Origin of the sequence: Pseudonocardia hydrocarbonoxydans (genome assembly GCF_006539565.1) — a bacterium.
GTDB lineage: Bacteria > Actinomycetota > Actinomycetes > Mycobacteriales > Pseudonocardiaceae > Pseudonocardia > Pseudonocardia hydrocarbonoxydans.
Map to the genome: position 1 here is coordinate 155608 of NZ_BJNG01000018.1, position 22482 is coordinate 178089.

A 22482-nucleotide genomic window follows, 5' to 3' on the forward strand; every position below is an offset into this window, starting at 1 on the left:
GAGAGCCCATGGATCTCTACGAGTACCAGGCGAGGGACCTCTTCGCCGCGCACGACGTCCCGGTCCTGCCGGGGAAGACCGTCGAGACGGCCGAGGAGGCGAAGGCGGCGGCCGCCGAGATCGGCACCGCGGTCGTCGTCAAGGCCCAGGTCAAGGTCGGCGGCCGGGGCAAGGCCGGCGGCGTCAAGCTCGCGTCCACGCCGGACGAGGCGGCCGAGAAGGCCACCGACATCCTCGGCCTGGACATCAAGGGGCACATCGTGCACCGCGTCCTGGTCGCGCAGGCCAGCGACATCGCCGAGGAGTACTACTTCTCCTTCCTGCTCGACCGCTCCAACCGCACCTTCCTCGCGATGGCGAGCGCCGAGGGCGGCGTGGAGATCGAGCAGCTCGCCGTGGAGCGCCCCGACGCGCTGGCCCGCATCCCGATCGACGCGATCGCGGGCGTCGACCGCGCCAAGGCGGCCGAGATCGTGGCGGCGGCGAAGTACCCGGCCGTCGTGGCCGAGGAGGCCGCCGACGTCATCGTGAAGCTCTGGGAGACCTTCGTCTCCGAGGACGCCACGCTCGTCGAGGTCAACCCGCTGGTGCGCGACCCGCAGGACAGGGTCATCGCGCTCGACGGCAAGGTCACCCTCGACGAGAACGCCGGCTTCCGGCACCCGGAGCACGCGGCGCTGGTCGACGAGCGGGCCGAGAACCCGCTCGAGGCGAAGGCGAAGGCGAAGGGCCTCAACTACGTCAAGCTCGACGACGGCCAGGTCGGCATCATCGGCAACGGCGCGGGCCTGGTCATGAGCACCCTCGACGTGGTCGCCTACGCGGGCGAGAAGCACGGCGGCGTCAAGCCCGCGAACTTCCTCGACATCGGCGGCGGCGCCTCGGCGCAGGTCATGGCCGACGGCCTGGACGTCATCCTGGGCGACCCGGACGTGAAGTCGGTGTTCGTCAACGTCTTCGGTGGCATCACCGCGTGCGACGCGGTGGCCAACGGCATCGTCGAGGCGCTGGGGATCCTGGGTGACGCGGCCACCAAGCCGCTCGTCGTCCGGCTCGACGGCAACAACGTCGTCGAGGGGCGCAAGATCCTCGACGACGCCAACCACCCCCTGGTCACCCAGGTGGACACGATGGACAACGCGGCCGACAAGGCCGCCGAGCTCGCAGCGGCGGGGGCCTGAGACATGTCGATCTTCCTGAACGAGAACAGCAAGGTGATCGTCCAGGGCATCACCGGTGGTGAGGGCACCAAGCACTCCACCAAGATGCTCGCGGCGGGCACGAACATCGTCGGCGGCGTGAACGCGCGCAAGGCCGGCACGACGGTCGAGATCGGCGGGAAGACCCTGCCGGTGTTCGGCACCGTCGAGGAGGCGATGAAGGAGACCGGCGCCGACGTCAGCGTCGCCTTCGTGCCCCCGAAGTTCACCAAGGACGCCGTGATCGAGGCGATCGACGCCGAGATCCCGCTGCTGGTGATCATCACCGAGGGCGTGCCGGTGCACGACTCCGCCTACTTCTGGGCGCACGCGGTGGCCAAGGGCAACAAGACGCGGATCATCGGCCCGAACTGCCCCGGGATCATCTCGCCCGGGAAGTCCAACGCCGGCATCATCCCGGCCGACATCGCGGGCCCCGGCAAGATCGGGCTGGTGTCGAAGTCGGGCACGCTGACCTACCAGATGATGTACGAGCTGCGCGAGATCGGCTTCTCCACCGCCATCGGCATCGGCGGCGACCCGGTCATCGGCACCACGCACATCGACGCGCTGGAGGCCTTCGAGGCCGACCCCGAGACCGCCGCGATCGTCATGATCGGCGAGATCGGCGGCGACGCGGAGGAGCGCGCGGCGGCCTACATCCAGGCCAACGTGACGAAGCCGGTCGTCGGCTACGTCGCGGGCTTCACTGCGCCCGAGGGCAAGACGATGGGCCACGCCGGCGCCATCGTCTCCGGCTCGGCGGGCACCGCGCAGGCGAAGAAGGAGGCCCTCGAGGCCGCCGGGGTCAAGGTCGGCAAGACGCCGAGCGAGACCGCCGACCTCATGCGGGAGATCGTCAAGGGGCTCTAGACCCGTCCCGTTCCACGAGAGCCGCGTCCCGTTCCGGGGCGCGGCTCCCGTGCGTCCGGGGAGGACGATCGCCGTCGATGGACTAGCGTTCGGCACGCCCGTACGCCGGACCGCGGGAGTCCGCACGGAGGGGAGCACTGACGATGACCCAGCAGCCCGAGTCGAACTCGACGGCCGCGACCAGCACCACCGACCACCAGCTCAGGCCCGGGCCCGCGCGGCTGCTGGCCCTCGGCGCCGCCGCGCTCGTGGTGGTGATCTACCTCCTGGGCTTCTTCGACGAGTTCACCTTCACCGGCAGCCTCGCGGGTGCGCTCGTGATCGGCGGCGGCCTGCTCGCCGGGGCCGCGGTGCTGCCGAAGGTCGGCCGCGTGCTGGTCCCCGCGGTGGTCCTGCTGTTCACCGGCACGCTGCAGCTGCTCCAAGCCGTCACGAGCTCGGCGGGCCAGGACTTCGGCGGCGGCCCGTCCGCGTTGCTGGTCGTCGGGCTCGTCCTCGCGTTCGTGGCGTCCGGGCTGGCCGCTGGTGCGATGCTGATGGACGCAGGCGTGCTCAAGGCCCCGGCGCACCGCCCGGCCACGCCGCCCGGGTACGGCGGCCAGCAGTACGGCGGCTACGGCCAGCAGCCCCCCGGCTACGGCGGCCAGCAGTACGGCGGCTACGGACAGCAGCCCGGATACGGCCCGGGGTACGGCCAGCAGCAGCCGGGCTACGGCTACGGCGCACAGCCCGGTGTCCAGCCGTCCGGACCGCAGCCGTCGGGGCCGCAGGGTCCGGGTGCCGCCCCGGGCGGTCAGCCCGGCTACGGCCAGGCGTACGGCCAGGCCGCGGGTTACGGCGGTGCGGGCTACGCGGCGGGCCAGGGGGCCGACCCGGGCCAGAGCGCCACGGAGGCGACCTCCGCCCTCCCCGCGCCGGGCTCGGCCGAGGCCGGTTCCGGCTGGTACAGCGGGTCCGGCTCGGCCACCACGGAGGTCTCGTCGTCGGCCAGCACGCCGGTGTCGGGCACGCCGGTCACCCCGCCCGAGGGCGCGCCCGCCGCCGAGGCCGACCAGGGCCGGGCCGAGGAGACGCGCTTCATCACCCCCGACGAGCAGTCGCGGCCCGGCTGACGGGGCGCGGGCGCCCGGCGGCGAATCACTCGGCCGGGCATCCGCGCGCCTGCTCGATCCGCGCCCGCCGCGCTGCGACCCTGCGGGGGTGACCCGAACCCTCGACGCCTCCGATCACGACCCGGACGAGGCCGTCGAGCGGTCCGAGGCCGACGGGTTCGAGCGGCTCCGCGTGCTGATGGCCGGGGCCATGGGCACGGTGATCGTCAGCTACGCGCTGCTGGTGCCCGCGGCCGCGGCCGTCGTGCTCACCGCCGGGGCCGGGATCTCGGTCGACGGCGCGTTCGCCGCGGCGATCCCGCTCTGGCTGGCGGCCCACCTGATCCCGCTGGTGCTCGGCGGTCAGCCGCTCAGCGTGCTGCCGCTGCTGCCGACCGTCGTCGTCGCCGGCGTCGTCGCCACGGGGGCCGGCTGGGCCGTGCGCCGGCTCGGCGGGCGCTGGCGGACCGACGCGGGCGCGGTGCTCGCGACGTTCGCCGGGGCGCACTCCGCCGTCGCCGTGCTGGGCAGTGCGCTGCTGCCGCGGGCGGCCGAGGTGGCCGCCGCCCCGTGGGCCGCGCTCGTCTCCTCCGGGCTGGTGGCGGGCGGCGCCGCGACGATCGGGGTCGTCCGGGTGTGCGGCCGGCCCGCCGACCGGCGGATCCCCGCGTGGACCGGTGCCGCCGTCCGGACGGGCGCGGTCGCGCTCACCGGCCTGCTCACCCTCGGCGCCGTCGCGCTGCTCGCCGGGCTGCTGCTCGGAGCCCCCGACGTCGGGGAGAGCTACGCCGACCTGGCGCCCGACCTCGGCTCCGGGATCGGGGTCACGCTGCTCGCGCTCGCCTACCTGCCCAACGCGGTCGTCGGCGGGCTGGCGTGGGTCGTCGGGCCCGGGTTCACCGTCGGCACCGCGGCGGTCTCGCCGTTCGGGGTGACCGCAGGCGAGCCGTCGGTGTTCCCGCTGCTCGCGGCGCTGCCCGCCGGGTCGCCCCCGGCGTGGACCGCGCTGGTGCTCGCCGGGCCGCTGGTCGTCGGCGGCCTGACCGGGGTCGTCGCCCGCCGTTCCGGGGACGACGCGCTGCCGGTGGCCGGTGCCGCGGTCGCCGGTGCCGCCGTCGTCGCCGGGATGCTGGGGGCGCTCGCCGGGGGGCGGCTCGCGGCCGGGCCCTACGACCCCGTCCGGATCCCGGTGGAGCTGCTCGTGCCGGCGGTGCTGCTGCTGGTCGGGCTGCCCGCGCTGCTCGTGGTGTTCCTCGGGGCGGGGCGGGCGCCCGGGGAGGACCCGTACGAGTACGAGGACGACGACCAGGACGTGGACGCCCGGGACCGGGCGCCGGTCGCGGCCGTGGAGCCGGAGCCGGAGTACCAGCCGGAGGTCGAGCCGGCGGACGACGCGCCGGTGTCGGCGGAGGAACACGAGGAACGGGAGCCGGACGGGCCCGCCGGGGCGGAGCGGGACCGGGACGGGCGGACGGACGAGGGCGCCGGGACGGACGAGGCGGCCCCGAACGGGGGCGGTCGGCCGGAGGGCAGCGCCGCGTCGGAGGAGGACCCACCGGACGGCGACGAGCGGACCCCGGCACCCGTCGAGGACGGCGACCGGTCCGCGGGGCCGGACGCGGTCCGGGACACCACCGAGTCCGACACGACCGACCGGACCCCGCCTGCGGACGCTGCCGACCCGCCTGCGGAGGCTGCCGACCCGCCTGCGGACCCTGCCGAGCCGCCCGCGGAGGCTGCCGACCCGCCTGCGGACCCTGCCGAGCCGCCCGCGGACACTGCCGACCCGCCCGCGGACCCTGCCGACCCACCCGCGCGCGACCGGGCCGTCGACCGGATCGCCCGGCAGCGGCCCGCCGTCCGGGACCGCCGCGGCGTCCGCGACCGCAGCCGCCCCGACGTCCGCACGGCGGACGGGCCCGTCCCGGGCCCGGCGGCGACACCCGCTCGGCGGGGCGGCGCCGCGGCGACCGCGGCGGACCGGGAGCCGCAGCGCCGCCCGCGCTGGTTCGGCCGCGGCCGGGCGGACGCCACCCCGGAGCGTCGGGACACCGCCGCCGCCGGGCCCGCCGCCCCGCGCACCGTGGCAGAGCTGGTGGCGCAGCGGGCGAGGGAGGCCGCGGAGCGGGCCGCCCGCGAGGCCGCCGAGGGCGACGGCGGGGCTCCGACATCGGTGTGACCTGCGCCGCCGCCTAGGCTGGACGGGTTCTCCCCGATCATCGTCGAGCCGCGAGGAGCCCGCGTGTCCGCGTCGCCGAGCAGCCCGCCGGCCGCCCCGTCCGCGGGTCCCGGCCGGCGCATCGCGATCCCGGACCCGGCGCGGGTCGTCGTGCTCGTCTCCGGGTCCGGCACGCTGCTGCAGGCCCTCCTCGACGCCGGCCCGCCCGCGCAGGTGGTGGCCGTGGGGGCCGACCGGCCCGGTATCGAGGGGCTGGCCCGCGCCGAGCGGCGGGGCATCCCGACCTTCGTGCTCCGCGTCGCCGACCGCCCCGACCGCGCCGCCTGGGACCTCGCGCTCGCCGACGCCGTCGCCGCGCACCGGCCCGACCTGGTCGTCAGTGCCGGGTTCATGAAGATCCTCGGTCCGGGGTTCCTGTCCGGGGTCGGCGCCCCGGTCCTCAACACCCACCCGGCGCTGCTGCCGTCGTTCCCCGGGGTCCACGGCGTCGCCGACGCGCTGGCCTACGGCGTCAAGGTCACCGGCGCCACCGTCCACCTCGTCGACGAGGGCATGGACACCGGCCCGGTGCTCGCGCAGGCCGCCGTGCCGATCGAACCCGGCGACACCGTCGCCACGCTGCACGAACGCATCAAGATCGAGGAGCGGCGGTTGCTCGTGGGCACCGTCGCCGCGCTGGCCCGGCAGGGGGCCACCGTGACCGGACGAGAGGTGACCATCCCGTGAGCTCGGAGCGCAGGCCCGTGAAGAGGGCGCTGATCAGCGTCTACGACAAGGCGGGGCTGCTGGAGCTGGCCACCGGTCTGCACGCGCTCGGGGTGGAGATCGTGTCCACCGGTTCCACCGCGCAGCGGATCGCCGACGCCGGGGTGCCGGTCACGCCGGTCGAGCAGCTGACCGGGTTCCCGGAGTGCCTCGACGGGCGGGTCAAGACCCTGCACCCGCGGGTGCACGCCGGCCTGCTCGCCGACACCCGCAAGCCCGAGCACCTCGCGCAGCTGGCCGAGCTGGGCATCGCGCCGTTCGACCTGCTGGTGTCCAACCTCTACCCGTTCACCGCGACGGTCGCGTCGGGGGCGACGCCCGCGGAGTGCGTCGAGCAGATCGACATCGGCGGGCCCGCGATGGTCCGCGCGTCGGCGAAGAACCACGACAGCATGGCCGTGGTGGTCGACCCGTCGCGCTACGGGTGGGCGCTGGAGCAGCTCAAGAGCGGCGGGTTCTCGCTGGAGGACCGGCGCCTGCTCGCCGCCGACGCGTTCCGGCACACCGCCACCTACGACGTCGCGGTGGCGTCGTGGATGGGCAGCGTCCTGGCCCCCGACCCGGGCAGCCCGGGGGCACCTCCCAGCCTGTTCCCGGTCTGGGCCGGGGCGACCTGGGAGCGCGCGGCGACGCTGCGCTACGGCGAGAACCCGCACCAGGCCGCCGCGCTCTACGTCTCCGGCGGCCCCGGCCTCGCGGCCGCGGAGCAGCTGCACGGCAAGGAGATGTCCTACAACAACTACGTCGACGCCGACGCGGCCTGGCGCGCGGCCCACGACCACGGCGACGTCGCGTGCGTCGCGGTGATCAAGCACGCCAACCCGTGCGGGATCGCGGTCGGCACGGACGTCGCGGACGCGCACCGCAAGGCGCACGCGACCGACCCGGTCAGCGCGTTCGGCGGGGTGATCGCCACCAACGGCGAGGTCAGCGTCGAGATGGCGGAGCAGGTGGCGGAGATCTTCACCGAGGTCGTCCTCGCGCCCTCCTACGCCGACGGCGCGCTCGAGGTGCTCACCCGCAAGAAGAACGTGCGGGTGCTGCGCCTGCCGGTGGCCCCGTCGCGCACCGGCGCCGAGCTGCGGCCGATCACCGGCGGGCTGCTGCTGCAGCAGCGCGACGCCGTCGACGCCCCCGGCGACGACCCGGCGTCCTGGACCCTCGCCTGCGGGGACGCCGCGTCCCCCGAGGTGCTGGCCGACCTCGCGTTCGCCTGGCGGGCGTGCCGGTCGGTGAAGTCCAACGCGATCCTGCTGGCCGCCGGTGGCGCGGCGGTCGGCGTGGGGATGGGGCAGGTCAACCGGGTCGACGCCGCGCGCCTCGCGGTGGCCCGCGCCGGCGACCGGGCCCGCGGCTCGGTGGCGGCGTCGGACGCCTTCTTCCCCTTCCCCGACGGCCTCGAGGTGCTGCTGGAGGCCGGCGTCCGCGCGGTCGTGCAGCCCGGCGGGTCGGTGCGCGACGCGGAGGTCACGGCGGCGGCGCAGGCCGCGGGCGTCACCCTCTACCTGACGGGCACGCGCCACTTCGCGCACTGACCGACGGCGACCCCGGGGGCGGGGGACTCGGGGACGGGGGGACTCGGGGACGGGGAACGGGGGACTCGCGGGTGTTGCCCGCGAGTCCCCCGTCCTGCGCTGCCGAGTCCCCCGTCCTGCGTCCGCGGTCGACCGGTGGCGCCCGGTCCCGGGGTCGTGGGCACCACGGCCGATCGGTCGATACCCGGACCGGTTCTTGCCCCCCGCGTGCACCGGCGGTTACGCTGTCGAACATCAGTTCGAGCACGCCGACTTCCCACGGCGCGAGTGCCGGTTCATCTCGTGACGGGGGAGGCATGCCGTGGCCGAGGCCGCTGTCCGACGCATGCCCGGGGGCGGGTCCCGGGCCGACGCCGCGAGCCGGCTGGAGCTGGCCCGCGGGGTGTTGCGCGGCCTGGAGGACCGGGCCGCCGGCATCCGTCCCGTCGGCGGGCCCGCCGCCGACGGGCGCGTGCTGCCGGTGGCCGGTCCGCTGGCCCGGCTGCTGCCGGCCGGGGGCCTGCGCCGGGGGTCCTCGGTCGCGGTGGTGGGCGGCCCGGGGGCCACCTCCCTGCTGCTGGCCCTGGTCGCCGAGGCGTCGGCGGAGGGGGCGTGGGTGGGGGTCGTCGGCCGTCCGGAGCTCGGGCTGGTCGCCGCCGCCGAGGCGGGCGTGCGGCTCGACCGGCTGGCGCTGGTACCCCGGCCGGGTCGCGACCTGCTGGCCGTCACGGTGGCCCTGCTCGACGGGATGGACGTCGTCGCGGTGGCGGGGGGCGGGGTGCGCGCGGCCGACCGGCAGCGGCTCGCCGCCCGGGCCCGTCAGCGGGGGGCGGTGCTGCTCGCGCTGGGTCCGTGGCCGGGGGCCGACGTCGAGCTGAGCTGCGCCGACGCGCAGTGGCAGGGCCTGGAGGGCGGGTCCGGGCGGCTGTGCGCGCGGCGGGTGCGGGTGGAGCTGCGGGGGAAGGGCCTCGGTCCGGGGAGGGGCGGGCGGCTGCTGCTGCCGTCCCGCGGCGGGGGGCCGGGTGGTGCGCCCGAGGTCGTCGTGCCGGAGCCGGCCGCCGTGGTGGCCGGATGAGGGGCTCCCGCGCGCCCGTGCTCATGATCGCCGCGAGTGGTCCGCGGGTGTCGCCCGTGACACCTCCCGGCCACTGTCCGCGATCATGAACGAGCCGGTGCGGGTGCTGGCGCTGTGGTCGCCGGACTGGCCGGTCACCGCGGCCGCCCGGGCGGAGGGGGTGGCGCCGCACCGGCCCGCGGCGGTGGTGGTGGCCAACCGGGTGCTGGCGTGCTCGGCGGTGGCCCGTGCGCACGGGGTCCGGCGCGGGCTCAACCGCCGGGAGGCGCAGGCCCGCTGCCCCGAGCTCGCGGTGCTCGCCCGCGACCCCGACCGCGACGCGCGCGCGTTCGAGCCCGTCGTCGTCGCGGTGGAGGAGCTGGCGCCCGGTGTCGAGATCGTCCGGCCGGGGTTGCTGGTGATGCCGGCCCGGGGCCCGGTCGGCTGGTTCGGCTCCGAGCAGGCCGCGGCGGAGCGGCTGGTCGACCAGGTGGCCGCGCGCACGGGCGTCGAGTGCCAGGTCGGGGTCGCCGACGGGCTGTTCGCCGCCGTCCTCGCGGCCCGGCGCGGGCTGGCGGTGGGTCCCGGCGACACACCGCCGTTCCTCGCCCCGCTCGGCGTCGAGGAGCTCGACCGCGAGCCCGACGCCGGCCGGGCCGATCTCGTCGACCTGCTGCGCCGCCTCGGCCTGCGCAGCCTCGGGGCGTTCGGCGCGCTCGACGCCGACGACGTCGCCTCCCGGTTCGGGGCCGACGCCGTGCTGGCCCACCGCCTCGCCCGCGGCCTCGACCCGCGTCCGCCGCTGCGTCGCCGCCCGCCCGAGGAGCTGGCCGTCGAGATCGAGCTGGACCCGCCGGTCGACCGCGTCGACGCCGCCGCGTTCGCCGCCCGCGGCCTGGCTGAGCGGCTGCACGCCGCGCTCGCCGGGCACGGACTGTCCTGCACCCGGCTGGGGATCGCGGCCCGCACCACGGCGGGGGAGGAGCTGCACCGGATCTGGCGCTGCGCCGAGCCGCTCTCGCCCTCCGGCACCGTCGACCGCGTCCGCTGGCAGCTCGACGCCTGGCTGGCGCGCGGCCACGCCGGGGAGGTGCGGTGGCTGCGGCTGACCCCGGAGGAGACGGTGACGGCCGGGGCGCTGCAGCTCGGGCTGTGGGGCGAGGCCGGGGAGGCCGACGCGCGGGCCGGGCGGGCGATGGTGCGGGTGCAGGCGCTGCTCGGGCCCGACGCGGTGGTCACCGCGGTGCTCGCCGGCGGCCGCGACCCCGCCGAGCAGGTGCGGCTGGTGCCCTGGGGGGACGAGCGGGAGCCCGGGGCGCCGCCGCCGCGCCGCACCCGCCGCACGGGCCCGGTGGGGGGACCGGACGCCGCGGGGGAGAGGGCCGGAGGAGAGCGGGATCCGGCCCCCGACGAGCCGGGCGCGTGGTCGTGGGGTGTGCGGCCGGGCGACGGCACGCCCCGCCGGGCCCCCGCGGGCTGGCCCGACGACGTGCTGCGTGCCACCGGGCGGGTCAGCGCCGTCGACCGGCCCGAGTCCGGGCACGCCCGCCCGAGCAACGCGCGCCGCCGCGCGGCCACGCGGTCGACCCCGATCGGCCGGCCCGCCGTCCCGGAGCCGGCGCCGTCGTGGCCGGGTCGCGTGCCCGCCCCGTCCCCGGCGACGGTCCCGGTCGAACCGCTGCCGGCCGAGCCCCTCGACGTCGGCGGCGCACCGGTCGGGCTCGCCGCCCCCGACCGGCTCACCGCCGCGCCGCACCGGGTCGCCGTCGACGGCGGCGCGGCCCGCGAGGTGCGGGGGTGGGCCGGGCCGTGGCCGCTGGAGCAGCGGTGGTGGGCCGGCGCCGGGCCCGTCAGCCGGATGCAGCTCGCCCTCGACGACGGCACGGCGCTGCTGCTCGCCCACCGCGACGGGAGGTGGTGGGTGGTCGGCGTCTACGACTGACCGGGTGCCTGACCGGGGCTGTCAGGGTCGGCCGCGAGCCTGGGGTGCATGCGGATCGCCGTCACCACCCCCACCGGCAACGTCGGCCGGCACGTCCTCGCGATGCTGGTGCGCGCCGGTCTGCGCCCGGTCGCCCTGCTGCGCGACCCGGCGCGGCTGCCCGAGGCCGTGCGCGGGCACGTCGACGCCGTGCGGGTCGACCTCACCGACGCCGACGCGGTCGTCGCCGCCACGGCGGGGGCCGACGCCCTGTTCTGGGTCGACCCGCCCGGCACCGGCGACGACCCGACCGCCCACTACGCCCGCCTCGGCGCGCACGCCGCCCGCGCCGTCACCGAGAACGGCATCGGCCGCACCGTGTTCCAGAGCAGCGTCGGGGCCGAGCTGCGCCACGGCGTCGGGGAGATCGACGGGCTCGCCCGCACCGAGGAGCTCCTCGACGCCACCGGCGCCCCGGTGCTGCACCTGCGCTGCGGGTTCTTCTTCACCAACCTGCTCCTGCAGCCGCTGTCCGGCGTCGTCCCGGTCGTGCTGCCGGTCGACCTGCCGATGCCCTGGGTGGCGCCGCGCGACATCGCGGAGGTGGCCGTCGGCCGTCTGCTCGCGGGCTGGACCGGCCGGCGGGTGCAGGCCGTGCACGGCCCCGAGGACCTGAGCTGGGAGCAGGCCACCGCGGTCGTCGCGCGGGCCACCGGCCGCCCGCTGCGCGCCGAGCGCGTGCCGGACGAGGAGATGCGCGGGATGCTGCGGGGCGCGGGCCTGGGGGAGCGCCAGGTGGAGTCGATCATGGGGATGTCCACCGGGATGCGCGACGGGTTCGTGTCCGAGCAGCCCCGTGACGCCACGACGACCACCCCCACCACGCTCGCCTCCTGGGCGTGGGACGAGCTGCGGTGAGCCCGGGAGTGGTGGGCGCGACGTTGAGTCCGGATCGAACGTGTGTTCGACTGTGGGCATGGGCTGGAACAACCCGGACGTCCCGTGGTCGGAGCTGGAGGCGGCGCTGTCCGGGCGTCCGCGCGACGGGGGCAGCCTCACCGGCGGGGCGGAGGCCGACGGGGGCGACAGCCCGGCGTGGTCGCGCAAGCGCGGCCCCTACGAGCCACCCGACCTGGAACGCCCGGCGGAGCGCGTCCCGTTCGCCGAGCTGCACTGCCACTCCAACTTCAGCTTCCTCGACGGCGCGAGCCACCCCGAGGAGCTGGTCGAGCAGGCCGCCCGGCTCGGTCTCGACGCGCTGGCGCTCACCGACCACGACGGCATGTACGGCGTGGTGCGGTTCGCCGAGGCCGCGGCCGAGGTGGGCCTGCCGACGGTGTTCGGCACGGAGCTGAGCCTGGGCCTGTCCGCCCCGCAGAACGGGGTGGCCGATCCCGAGGGGACCCACCTGCTCCTGCTGGCACGCGACCCGGACGGCTACCGCGCGCTGTGCCGCACCGTCAGCACCGCGCAGCTGCGCGGGCGGGAGAAGGGGCGCCCGGTCTACGACCTCGACGAGGTGGTGGCCGACACCGCGGGCCACGTGCTGGCGCTGACCGGCTGCCGCAAGGGCGCCGTGCGCCGCGCGCTGGAGACCGGTGGCGACCCGGCGAAGGAGCTGCGGTGGCTGCGGGAGAGGTTCGGGCACGTCGCCGTCGAGCTCACCCACCACGGCCTGCCCACCGACGGCGAGCGCAACGACGCCCTGGCCGCGCTGGCCGCCGACGCCGGGCTGCCCACGATCGCCTCGACGGCCGCCCACTACGCCACCCCCGACCGGTTCCGCCTGGCCACGGCGCTGGCCGCGGTGCGCTCCCGGCGCAGCCTCGACGAGATCGACGGCTGGCTGCCCCCGGCGGGCACCGCGCACCTGCGCTCCGGTGCGGAGATGGCGGCCCGGTTCGACGCGCGGTACCCGGGCGCGGTGGCGCGGGCCGCGGAGTTCGGGCGGGAGTGCGCGTTCTCGATCCGGCTGGTGGCGCCGGACCTGCCACCGTTCCCGGTGCCACCGGGGGAGACCGAGGCGAGCTGGCTGCGGCAGCTCACCTGGCGCGGGGCGGCCCGGCGCTACGGCAGCCACGCCGAGTACGGCGCGGCGCTGGAGACGATCCAGCGCGAGCTCGCGATCATCGAGGACAAGAACTTCCCCGGCTACTTCCTGATCGTCCACGACATCGTGCAGTTCTGCCGCCGCGCCGACATCCTCTGCCAGGGCCGGGGCTCGGCCGCGAACTCCGCGGTCTGCTACGCGCTGGGCATCACCAACGTCGACGCCGTGGGGATGGGGCTGCTGTTCGAGCGGTTCCTGTCCCCGGCGCGCGAGGGCTACCCCGACATCGACCTCGACATCGAGTCCGGCCGCCGTGAGGAGGTGATCCAGTACGTCTACGCCACCCACGGGCGGACCTGCGCGGCGCAGGTGGCGAACGTGATCACCTACCGGCCGCGGTCGGCGGTGCGCGACGTCGCGGGCGCGTTCGGGTTCTCCCCCGGCCAGCAGGACGCGTGGAGCAAGCGGATCGAGCGGTGGAACGGGGCGCCGGTCGTCGAGGGCATGCCCGAGCCGGTGAGCGAGCTGGCCGGGCAGCTGATCGGCTTCCCCCGCCACCTCGGTATCCACTCCGGCGGCATGGTCATCTGCGACCGGCCGGTGTCGGAGGTGGTGCCCGTCGAGTGGGCGCGGATGCAGGGCCGCACCGTCGTGCAGTGGGACAAGGACGACTGCGCGTACGCCGGGCTCGTCAAGTTCGACCTGCTCGGGCTGGGGATGCTCACCGCGCTGCACCTGATGATCGACCTCGTCGCCGAGCACACCGGGAAGAAGATCGAGCTGCACGAGCTGCAGCCCACCGACCCCGAGGTCTACGAGATGCTCTGCCGCGCCGACTCCGTCGGGGTGTTCCAGGTGGAGTCCCGCGCGCAGATGGCCACGCTGCCCCGGCTCAAGCCGCGGGAGTTCTACGACCTGGTCGTCGAGATCGCGCTGATCCGACCGGGGCCCATCCAGGGCGGCTCGGTGCACCCCTACATCCGGCGGCGCAACGGGCTGGAGAAGCCGGTCTACGACCACCCGCTGCTGGAGAACGCGCTGAAGAAGACGCTCGGCGTCCCGCTGTTCCAGGAGCAGCTCATGCAGGTGGCCGTCGACGTCGCCGGCTTCTCCGCGGGCGACGCCGACGAGCTGCGCCGCGCGATGGGCGCCAAGCGCTCGACGGAGAAGATGGAGAAGCTGCGCGCGCGGTTCTTCGACGGGATGACGGCCAACGGGATCACCGGCGAGGTCGCGGACGGGATCTTCGCCAAGATGCTGGCCTTCGCCAACTTCGGCTTCCCGGAGAGCCACTCGATCAGCTTCGCGTCGCTGGTGTACTGGAGCGCCTGGTTCAAGCGGTACCACCCGGCCGCGTTCTGCGCGGCGCTGCTCAACTCGCAGCCGATGGGGTTCTACTCGCCGCAGTCGCTGGTGGCCGACGCCCGGCGGCACGGGGTGCTCGCCCGCGGCCCGGACGTCAACCACGGCCGGTCCGAGGCGCTGCTGCAGAGCGATCCGCGCAGCGAGGGCGGGTTCGCGATCCGGCTGGGCACCGCGGAGGTGCGCGGGATCGGGCCCGACCTGGCCGAGCTGATCGACGCCGAGCGCGACCTGCGCGGCCCGTTCCGCGACCTCGCCGACCTCTCCCGGAGGGTGCGGCTCACCGGGCCGCAGGCCGAGGCGCTGGCCACGGCGGGGGCGTTCGGCTGCTTCGGTGTGGACCGGCGCTCGGCGCTGTGGGCGGCGGGCGTGGTGGCGTCGGTGCGGCCCGACCAGCTCCCGGGCACCGCGGTCGGCCTCGACGCGCCCGCGCTGCCCGGCATGACCGACGTCGAGCTCACCGTGGCCGACGTCTGGGCCACCGGCGTCTCCCCGGACAGCCACCCGGTGCAGCATCTGCGCGAGCGCCTCGACCGGCTCGGTGCGCTGCGCATCGACCGGCTCGCCGACCTCGACGCACCGAGCGACCCGGAGCGCCGACCCCCGCGCGTGCTGGTCGGCGGCCTGGTCACCCACCGGCAGCGGCCCGCCACCGCGAAGGGCGTCACGTTCGTCAACCTGGAGGACGAGAGCGGGATGCTCAACGTGACCTGCTCGGAGGGGCTGTGGGCGCGCTACCGCACGGTGGCGGTCGGCAGCGCCGCGCTGCTGGTGCGCGGGCGGCTGGAGCGCAGCGAGGAGGGGGTGCTCAACCTGGTGGCCGACCGGCTGACCCGCCTGGAGCTGGCGGTGGCGGTCCGTTCGCGCGACTTCCGCTGACCCGGGCCTCCGCCGACATGACGGAGGCCCCGTCGCGCGGGTGCGCGGCGGGGCCTCCGGGTCGAGAGGGTTACTTCTGGATGGGGCTGCCCAGCGGCAGCGCCTTGCCACCCAGCTCCTGACCGATGCCGTCCACGAGGATGTAGGCGAACACGATGCAGAACAGGAAGGTGGCGATGCCGGCCGGCGGGAACAGGCTGGCGTTGGCGGTGGTGACCCCGAGGAACGCCAGGGCGAAGGTGACGCACACCAGCACGAAGCCGATGGTGAAGGTCAGCGGCAGGCGCAGCGTGGCCAGGGTGAGCACCACGAAGATGATCAGGAAGGACAGCAGGTAGGTGCCCTGGACGCTGGCCAGGTTGTCGGCCGTGATGCCCCACCAGCCGCTGGTGGCGCCGATCAGCAGGAAGCCGAAGCTCAGCCAGAAGGCCGAGAACACCCCGAAGATCGCCGACACGGTGCTGGCCCCGCCGCGCAGCGCCGCGATGGAGGCGATGAGCTGGAACAGACCCGCGGACAGTGCCACGATCGGGATCATGCCGCCGGCCTCGGTGGCGGTGTCGAGGTAGCCGACGAACCAGAGACCGAGGGTGATGCCGGAGGGGATGAAGGTCATCAGGCCCAGCAGCGCGGGGTTGGCGGCGGGTGCTGCCGGGGGAGCCGGATCGGCCGCGGCGTGTGCTCCGGACTGGACGTCACTCTCCACACTCATGGACCATGCCTCTCGTAAGGTGGCTCTCCGGCGTCAGTGCCGGTCAGCGCGTATTGTGCGTGCCGTCACAGCCGTTGAACACCCCTTCGAAGGTCTAGATCATGACCTCTACCGGAATGTGATGCTGGTCAGGCGGCCGATCCCGTCGAGTTCGGTGGATCTCTACCTGTCCGAAGGGCTGGTCGGGCCACCTCTGGGAGGATGGCGGGCGTGACGGCGACCGTGATGGACGGCAAGGCGACCCTGACCACGATCCTCGACGAGCTGGCCGGGCGGGTCGAGAAACTGACCGGCGCCGGCGTCACGCCGGGGCTGGGCACGCTGCTCGTCGGCGACGACCCCGGATCCCACTCCTACGTGCGGGGAAAGCACCGCGACTGCGCCCGCGTGGGGATCACCTCGCTGCAGCGCGAGCTGCCCGCCGACGCCACGCAGGCGCAGGTCGAGGCGGCCATCGACGAGCTGAACGCCGACCCGTCGTGCACCGGCTTCATCGTCCAGCTCCCGCTGCCCCGGGGCCTGGACGCCGGTGCGGCACTCGAGCGCGTCGACCCCGAGAAGGACGCCGACGGCCTGCACCCGGTCAACCTCGGGCGGCTGGTGCTCGGCGAGCCGGGGCCGCTGCCCTGCACGCCGCGCGGGATCGTCGAGCTGTGCGGGCGCTACGGCGTCGAGCTGGCCGGCAAGCGGGTCACCGTCGTCGGGCGCGGGGTCACGGTCGGGCGGCCGCTGGGCCTGCTGCTCACCCGCCGCGCGGAGAACGCCACCGTCACCCTGTGCCACACCGGCACCCGCGACCTGGCCGCCGAGGTGCGCCGCGCCGACGTCGTGGTGGCCGCGGCCGGCGTGCGGGGCCTGATCACCGCCGACATGGTGGCCCCCGGCGCCACCGTCCTGGACGTCGGCGTCACGCGCACCGAGCTGGGCCTGGCCGGCGACGTCGACCCGGAGGTGGCCGAGGTCGCGGGCCTGCTCGCCCCCATGCCCGGCGGCGTCGGGCCGATGACCCGCGGGATGCTGCTGACCAACGTCGTGGAGGCGGCCGAGAAGGCGGCGGGGCGGGGCTAGGGCGTGCGCACCCGCCTGCCCGAGTGGGCCCCCGCCGCGATCGTCCTGCTGATCGCCGCCGCGGGCATGACCCGCGTGCTCACCGAGCACTGGCGCCAGGGCGGGGTGCTGCTCGGCGGGGCGCTGCTGGTCGCCGCCGCACTGCGGGTGGCGCTCCCGCCGGAACGGGTGGGGCTGCTCGCGATCCGCAGCCGCGTCCTGGACGTCGTCTGCTACGCCGTGCCGGGCGTCGTCACCGTGCTGCTGGCCGTCACCATCACCCGCAGCCAGCTCGCGCTCGTCTGAGGAGTCCCCCGTAGGGGGTGACAGCCGCTACTTTCTCGGCATGACCGACGCCTCCGTCACCCGTTCGGCGCGCATCGTCGACACCCTCGTGGACGCTTTCGACGACCTCATGTCCGCCAACCCCGCCGCGTTCCGGACGAAGTTCCGCAAGATGGCCGCCGACCCGTTCGCGTTCTACCGCGGCAGCGCCTGCCTGTTCTACGCCGACGTCGCGGAGCGGGACGACCCGTGGGCGGACGAGCGGACGAGCCGGGTGTGGATCCAGGGCGACCTGCACGCGGAGAACTTCGGCACCTACATGGACGGCGACGGCGTCCTGATCTTCGACGTCAACGACTTCGACGAGGCCTACGTCGGGCACTTCACCTGGGACGTCCTGCGGTTCGCGGCGAGCATGGCGCTGCTGGGCTGGCGCAAGGCGATCTCCGACGACGACATCACCACGCTCGTGCGGGGCTACGTGCGCGGCTACGTCGACCAGGTGCGCACGTTCGTCGACAAGGACGACGACCGCGCCTTCGCGCTGAACCTGCGCACCGCCGAGGGGGCGATCCGCCAGGTGCTGCAGCTCGCGCGGCTGCGCACGCGGGTGGAGCTGCTCGACGACATCACCGAGACCGAGGGCTTCGACCGGATCCTGCGCGACGGGCCCGGCGTCCGCCGCCTCGACGACGACGAGCGGGGACGCGTCGTCGACGCGTTCACCCGCTACCTCGACTCGATCCCGGAGTCCAAGCGCTTCCGCGGGGTGGCCTACACGGTGAAGGACGTGGTCGGCCGGTCCGGGTTCGGCATCGGCAGCGCCGGGCTGCCCGCGTACACCGTGCTGATCGAGGGGCTCAACGAGGCGCTCGACAACGACGTCGTCGTGTCGATGAAGCAGGGCAACGTGGCCGCCCCGTCCCGGGTGGTGACCGACCCGGAGATCGCGGGGGCGTTCGAGCACCACGGCCACCGCACCGCGGTCTCGCAGCGGGCGCTGCAGGCCCACGCCGACCGCCTGCTGGGCTGGACCGACCTCGACGGCGTCGGGTTCGTCGTCAGCGAGGTCTCGCCGTACGAGAACGACCTGGACTGGAGCAACCTCACCGAGCCCGAGGAGATCCTGCCCGTCGTGGAGTACCTGGGCCGGGCCACGGCGAAGGTGCACTGCGTGGCCGACTCCGACGCCGACCACACCCTGGTGCCGTTCTCCACCGAGGACGCGATCCTGGCCGTGCTCGACGGGCGGGAGCAGGAGTTCGCCGACTGGGTGGTCGAGTTCGCCCACTCCTACTCCGCCCGCGTCCGGGAGGACCACGCGCTGTTCGTCGAGGCGTTCCGGGGCGGGGCGATCCCCGGGGTCGCCTCGACGGGCCAGCTCGGCTGAACCGGGCTCAGCCGAACGGGACGCGGTCGGGGGCGCACGTCGCGCCCTCGACCGGCAGCGTGCCCTCGGTCAGGTAGGTGCCCGCGGCCTGCACCACGCACGCCGACTGCTGCGCGGCCACGTGCCCGACGCCCTCGTGCACCAGCAGCGCGCTGCCCGGCATCAGGTCGTGCAGCCGCTGCGCCGCGGCGAGCGGGGTGGCCGGGTCGAACCGGCTGTTGACGATCAGCACCGGCTCGTCGGTCCGCGCGTCCCACGGGCCGCGGTAGCCCTCGACGGACACCGGCCACCGGCTGCACACGCTGTCGTTCCACGCCCGCAGCGCGCCGAAGTGCGGCACGGCGGCGTCGCGGTCGGCGCCGCCGCGGTGAACGCGTCGGGGCCGTCGGGGAACTCGTTCTCCGCGCAGTTGACGCCGAACGCGGTGGCGTTGAGCGCGCCCGCGTAGGGCGCGGCGACGAGGTCGGCGTCGTCGCGCAGGCTGACCAGGACCTGCGCCATCAGCGTGCCCGCCTCCCCGGTGGGGTCGGCGAGGGCCTGCTCGGCGAGGGCCAGGAACGACGCGCCCGCGATCGGCTGCTCCCACAGGTTCGGCTGGTAGAGCCAGTTGCCGGCCCACGACACCACCTCGGAGTACCCCAGGCGCACGGTGCGCCCGTCGGGGGCGGTGAGCGTCACGGGCGCCTCGCGCAGCGCCGTGGTGAGGCGGTCCCACGCCCCGGCCGGGTCGCCCGCGCCGAACAGGCAGCGCTCGCCGCCCGCCGCGCACAGCCGCAGGAACTCCGCCATCGTCTCCGCGGTCGCCACGTCGCCGCCGAGGCGGGTGCTGCGCAGCGGCTCGGTGCCCGCGATCGCCGCCGGGTCCACCACGCTGTCGAGGACGAACCGGCCGACGCGGTCGGGGAACAGGTTCGCGTACACCGCACCGAACAGCGTGCCGTAGGACTGCCCGACGAAGCTCAGCCGCTCCTCGCCGAGCCCCGCCCGCAGCGCGTCCAGGTCGCGGACGGCCTCGTCGGTGGAGAGGTGGTCCATGATCTCGCCGGAGGCCTCCACGCAGGACCGCGCGAACGCCTCGTCGGCGGCGAGGCGGGCGGCGCGCTCGGTGTCGTCGACGGGGAGGGCGGGGACATCGGGGGCCGCGTCGCCGCACACCATCGCGGGCTGCGACCCGCCCGCCCCGCGCTGGTCGAGCGCGATCACGTCGTAGCGGGCGTAGACCTCGGGCGTCAGCGGGTCCGGGACCGCGCCCGACCGGATCCCGGTGAGGTAGTCGACGACGCTGTAGCCGGGGCCGCCGCGGTGCAGCACGAGCGCACCGATCCGGTTCCCGGGGTCACCGGCCGGGATCCGGACGACGGGCAGCGCGAACGCCGGGCCGTCGGGGTCGGCGCGGTCGACCGGCACGGTGAGGGTGGTGCAGTCCAGCGCGGCGTCGGAGGCGCAGTCGGACCACCGCAGCTCGGGTACGGGGGGCCCGGCGGCGTCGGGCCCGGGGGCGGCGCAGGCCGACGCGACGAACAGACCGGCCAGTGCGGTGGCGACACGCGTGGATCGGATCATGGCCCGAGCATCCCGAGCCGCGCCCGCCCCCCGGCAGTCCCGACGATCACCGGGATCGATGACACCCGTCATGGCCCCCGGGGTCAGGACGCGTAGAGGGTGCGCACCAGGTCCTCGATCGACGGCTCGTCCACGGTGACGTCGCGGATCTCCACCCGCCGCGCGGCCTCGGCGATCAGCCCGGCGGCGGACCCGGTGAACTCCAGCCGCTGCCGCATCCCCTGCGCCTCCACGGCCACGTCGACGACGCCGTGGAGCCCGTGCAGCGGCCCGGCCGGCTCCACGAGGTCGACGACCAGCGTCCGGTTCCCGGCGAAGCGCCGCCGCAGCGTAGCCAGGTCGTCGTCGACGAGGACGCGGCCCTTGTCGATGACGACGACGCGCCGGCACAGCCGCTCGACGTCGGGCAGGTCGTGGGTGGTGAGCAGCAGCGTCACGTCGCCGCGGGCGTTGACGGCCGCGAGGAACGTGCGCAGCCGCTCCTTGCTGGCGAGGTCCAGGCCGATGGTGGGCTCGTCGAGGACCAGCAGTTCGGGGGAGTGCAGCAGGGCCGCGGTGACCTCGCCGCGCATCCGCTGGCCCAGCGAGAGCTGGCGCACCGGCGTCGACAGGAACGCGGCCATGTCCAGCAGCTCGACGCACTCGTCGAGCCGCTCCCGGTGCCGCGCGGCCGGGACCCGGTGGATCGCGCCGTGCAGGGCGAAGCTCTCGGCGAGCGGGAGGTCCCACCACAGCTGGCTGCGCTGCCCGAACACCACGCCGATCCGTCGGGCGAGGGCCTTCCGCTCGCGCACCGGGTCGAGCCCGCACACCCGCGCGGTCCCGGCGGTGGGCACGAGCACCCCGGTCAGCATCTTGATCGTGGTGGACTTCCCGGCGCCGTTGGGGCCGAGGAACCCGACCGCCTCGCCGCGCTCGACGTCGAGGCCGACGTCGGCGACGGCCGGGATCCGGGTGCGGCGCACGACGAAGTCACGGCCGAGGCCCCGCGTCTGGATGATCATGATCCGGTCCCCTGGTAGCGGCGGACCCCGGCCCGCCAGACGAGTGCCGCCCCGCCCACCGCGAGCGCGGCGACGAGCGGCGGGGCGTACTGCAGCCACAGCGGGAACCCGAGCGGGTCGGGCCGGCCGAGCAGCGCGAGCGCCGGGAAGTAGGCGACGAACGCGCCGGGCACCGCGAAGCACAGGACCCGGCGCAGCCACGGCCCGTAGACGGTGATCGGGTAGGAGGTGGCGAAGTTCGAGCCGTAGGTGACGGAGTTGGCGACCTCCCGGCCGTCGACGACCCAGAACGACACCGTGTTGGCCGCGACCCAGACCGCCCCGAAGATCACCGCGCCGCACAGCGGTGCGGTCGCCGCCACGAGCACCCGCAGGGGCGTCCAGTCGATGCCGCTGGTCGCGTACGCGTACGCCAGGACCGCGAGCCCGGTGACGACCTTGCCCACCCGCTTGAGGGCGATGTCGGCCGACAGGATCTGGACGAGCGTGCCGAGCGGGCGCAGCAGCAGGACGTCGAGCTCGCCGGTGCGGATGTAGGTCGGCAGCTCCTCGACCTGGCCGACGGACAGGTCGGCGAGCCCGAACGCGGTGGCGGCGAGGGCGTACATCAGCACGACCTCGTCCCGGTCGAACCCGCCCAGGCTCGTGACCTGGGTGAACACCACGAGGATCGCCACCAGCTCGATGCCCTGCCCGATCAGCTGCGCGACGACGTGCAGCGCGAACGAGGTGCGGTAGGCGAGCTGGCTGCGGATCCGCGAGGCGACGATCCGGAGCAGGACGCGGTCAGCCACCCTGCACCACCAGCCGTCGCGACCCGCGGTGCAGCACGACCCGGCCGACGCCGAGCAGCAGCACCGCCCAGAACGCCTGCCCGGCCAGCGCCCCGACCGGCTCCCCGCGCTCGAGGAACACGTCGATCGGGGTCTGGAACAGCGACGGCGCGGGCGTGAACGCCAGTGCCGTGCGCGCCCACTCCGGGAACCACGCCAGCGGGATGACCAGGCCCGAGAGCACCCCGCCGACCACGCCCCACACGGCGAACACACCGCGGGCGTCGAGCAGCCAGAAGGCGCTGGCGTTGAGCAGGAACCGGATCCCGAAGCTGACGACCACGGCGAGCATTGCGGCGACCGCGAACAGCGCCCAGGTGGCGGGCCGCTCCGGCCAGCGGATCGGGAACAGTGCCGCGCCGAAGGCCATCGGCGGGACGAGGCGGGCCAGCACAGCGAAGCCGGCCCGCCCGAGGTCGCCGGCGAGCAGCGCGGCCTGCAGGTCCCACGGCCGCCCCAGGTCGATCACGACGTCGCCGGTGCGGATCCGGGTGGCCAGCTCGGTGTCGCCCCAGAGCAGCACGACGGTGAGCAGGCCCTGCCCGAGCCAGACGAAGGTGACGGCGGCGGCCACGTCGTACCCGGCGACGACCGGGCGCTGGGCGAGTACGGCGAGCAGGACGGCGGCGCGCAGCAGCCCGAAGACGATGTTGGTGGTCAGGCCCGCGAGGGCGGCCTGGCGGTAGGTCGAGTGGCGGCGGAATCCGGCGATCACGAGCTGCGGATAGGGCGACAGCACGTCGATCTACGTTACGGCTGCA

The 22482-nt window shown here is 75.4% G+C and carries 19 protein-coding genes; 13 read left to right on the forward strand and 6 right to left on the reverse strand.

Annotated features, from left to right (window positions below; genetic code table 11):
* Window positions 1–8 precede the first annotated feature (8 nt).
* The 10 genes from sucC (at window position 9) to PHY01_RS13385 (ending at window position 14887) form a co-directional block, all read left to right on the forward strand.
* Window positions 9–1181, forward strand: a complete 1173-nt coding sequence (sucC, locus tag PHY01_RS13340; protein WP_141278954.1) for an ADP-forming succinate--CoA ligase subunit beta — start codon at window positions 9–11, stop codon at window positions 1179–1181.
* Between the two features lie 3 nt (window positions 1182–1184).
* Window positions 1185–2072, forward strand: a complete 888-nt coding sequence (sucD, locus tag PHY01_RS13345; RefSeq protein ID WP_141278955.1) for a succinate--CoA ligase subunit alpha — start codon at window positions 1185–1187, stop codon at window positions 2070–2072.
* A gap of 143 nt (window positions 2073–2215) precedes the next feature.
* A complete protein-coding gene (locus PHY01_RS13350) occupies window positions 2216–3184 on the forward strand; it encodes a DUF5336 domain-containing protein (protein ID WP_141278956.1) in 969 nt (322 codons plus the stop codon).
* Between the two features lie 88 nt (window positions 3185–3272).
* Window positions 3273–5342, forward strand: coding sequence for a cell division protein PerM (locus PHY01_RS13355; protein ID WP_141278957.1), 2070 nt, complete (start codon window positions 3273–3275; stop codon window positions 5340–5342).
* 120 nt (window positions 5343–5462) lie between these two features.
* Window positions 5463–6068 carry a phosphoribosylglycinamide formyltransferase gene (gene purN / locus PHY01_RS13360; RefSeq protein ID WP_141279009.1) on the forward strand — a complete coding sequence of 202 codons (606 nt, stop codon included), beginning with the start codon at window positions 5463–5465 and terminating at the stop codon, window positions 6066–6068.
* On the forward strand, window positions 6065–7642 hold the full coding sequence (gene purH / locus PHY01_RS13365) for a bifunctional phosphoribosylaminoimidazolecarboxamide formyltransferase/IMP cyclohydrolase (protein ID WP_141278958.1): 1578 nt from the start codon (window positions 6065–6067) through the stop codon (window positions 7640–7642). The genes purN and purH overlap by 4 nt, the downstream gene beginning before the upstream one ends.
* Before the next feature lie 301 nt (window positions 7643–7943).
* A complete protein-coding gene (gene imuA' / locus PHY01_RS13370) occupies window positions 7944–8696 on the forward strand; it encodes a DnaE2-dependent mutagenesis accessory factor ImuA' (RefSeq protein WP_174824113.1) in 753 nt (250 codons plus the stop codon).
* 85 nt (window positions 8697–8781) lie between these two features.
* On the forward strand, window positions 8782–10617 hold the full coding sequence (locus tag PHY01_RS13375; RefSeq protein WP_141278959.1) for a Y-family DNA polymerase: 1836 nt from the start codon (window positions 8782–8784) through the stop codon (window positions 10615–10617).
* A 48-nt stretch (window positions 10618–10665) separates the two neighbouring features.
* Window positions 10666–11514, forward strand: coding sequence for an NAD(P)H-binding protein (locus PHY01_RS13380; RefSeq protein ID WP_141278960.1), 849 nt, complete (start codon window positions 10666–10668; stop codon window positions 11512–11514).
* Window positions 11515–11572: 58 nt separating this feature from the next.
* Window positions 11573–14887, forward strand: coding sequence for an error-prone DNA polymerase (locus tag PHY01_RS13385; RefSeq protein ID WP_141278961.1), 3315 nt, complete (start codon window positions 11573–11575; stop codon window positions 14885–14887).
* A 70-nt stretch (window positions 14888–14957) separates the two neighbouring features.
* Here PHY01_RS13385 and PHY01_RS13390 read toward each other — a convergent pair whose 3' ends face one another.
* Window positions 14958–15599: an acetate uptake transporter family protein gene (locus tag PHY01_RS13390; protein ID WP_141278962.1), complete on the reverse strand. Its 642-nt coding sequence runs from the start codon at window positions 15597–15599 to the stop codon at window positions 14958–14960.
* 210 nt (window positions 15600–15809) lie between these two features.
* Between PHY01_RS13390 and PHY01_RS13395 the strand changes: the two genes are divergently transcribed.
* The 3 genes from PHY01_RS13395 to PHY01_RS13405 are packed head-to-tail and all read left to right on the forward strand — an operon-like array spanning window position 15810 to window position 18321.
* Window positions 15810–16667, forward strand: a complete 858-nt coding sequence (locus PHY01_RS13395) for a bifunctional methylenetetrahydrofolate dehydrogenase/methenyltetrahydrofolate cyclohydrolase (RefSeq protein WP_141278963.1) — start codon at window positions 15810–15812, stop codon at window positions 16665–16667.
* Between the two features lie 3 nt (window positions 16668–16670).
* Complete coding sequence (locus tag PHY01_RS13400; RefSeq protein ID WP_246085875.1) at window positions 16671–16952, forward strand: DUF3017 domain-containing protein; 282 nt, start codon at window positions 16671–16673, stop codon at window positions 16950–16952.
* Between the two features lie 40 nt (window positions 16953–16992).
* The gene (locus PHY01_RS13405) at window positions 16993–18321 is read left to right on the forward strand and encodes a DUF2252 domain-containing protein (RefSeq protein ID WP_141278964.1); all 1329 of its coding nucleotides are present in this window, start codon (window positions 16993–16995) and stop codon (window positions 18319–18321) included.
* 7 nt (window positions 18322–18328) lie between these two features.
* Here PHY01_RS13405 and PHY01_RS26465 read toward each other — a convergent pair whose 3' ends face one another.
* The 5 genes from PHY01_RS26465 to PHY01_RS13430 form a co-directional block, all read right to left on the reverse strand.
* Window positions 18329–18604: an alpha/beta hydrolase gene (locus PHY01_RS26465; protein ID WP_246085876.1), complete on the reverse strand. Its 276-nt coding sequence runs from the start codon at window positions 18602–18604 to the stop codon at window positions 18329–18331.
* Window positions 18547–19884: an alpha/beta fold hydrolase gene (locus tag PHY01_RS13415; protein WP_170183790.1), complete on the reverse strand. Its 1338-nt coding sequence runs from the start codon at window positions 19882–19884 to the stop codon at window positions 18547–18549. Before PHY01_RS13415 ends, PHY01_RS26465 begins: the two co-directional genes overlap by 58 nt.
* Window positions 19885–19967: 83 nt before the next feature.
* The gene (locus PHY01_RS13420; RefSeq protein WP_141278966.1) at window positions 19968–20888 is read right to left on the reverse strand and encodes an ABC transporter ATP-binding protein; all 921 of its coding nucleotides are present in this window, start codon (window positions 20886–20888) and stop codon (window positions 19968–19970) included.
* Window positions 20885–21682 (reverse strand): ABC transporter permease, encoded by a 798-nt coding sequence (locus PHY01_RS13425; protein WP_141278967.1) that lies wholly within the window; start codon window positions 21680–21682, stop codon window positions 20885–20887. The genes PHY01_RS13420 and PHY01_RS13425 overlap by 4 nt, the downstream gene beginning before the upstream one ends.
* A complete protein-coding gene (locus tag PHY01_RS13430; protein WP_246085877.1) occupies window positions 21675–22460 on the reverse strand; it encodes an ABC transporter permease in 786 nt (261 codons plus the stop codon). Before PHY01_RS13430 ends, PHY01_RS13425 begins: the two co-directional genes overlap by 8 nt.
* Between the last annotated feature and the right edge of the window lie 22 nt (window positions 22461–22482).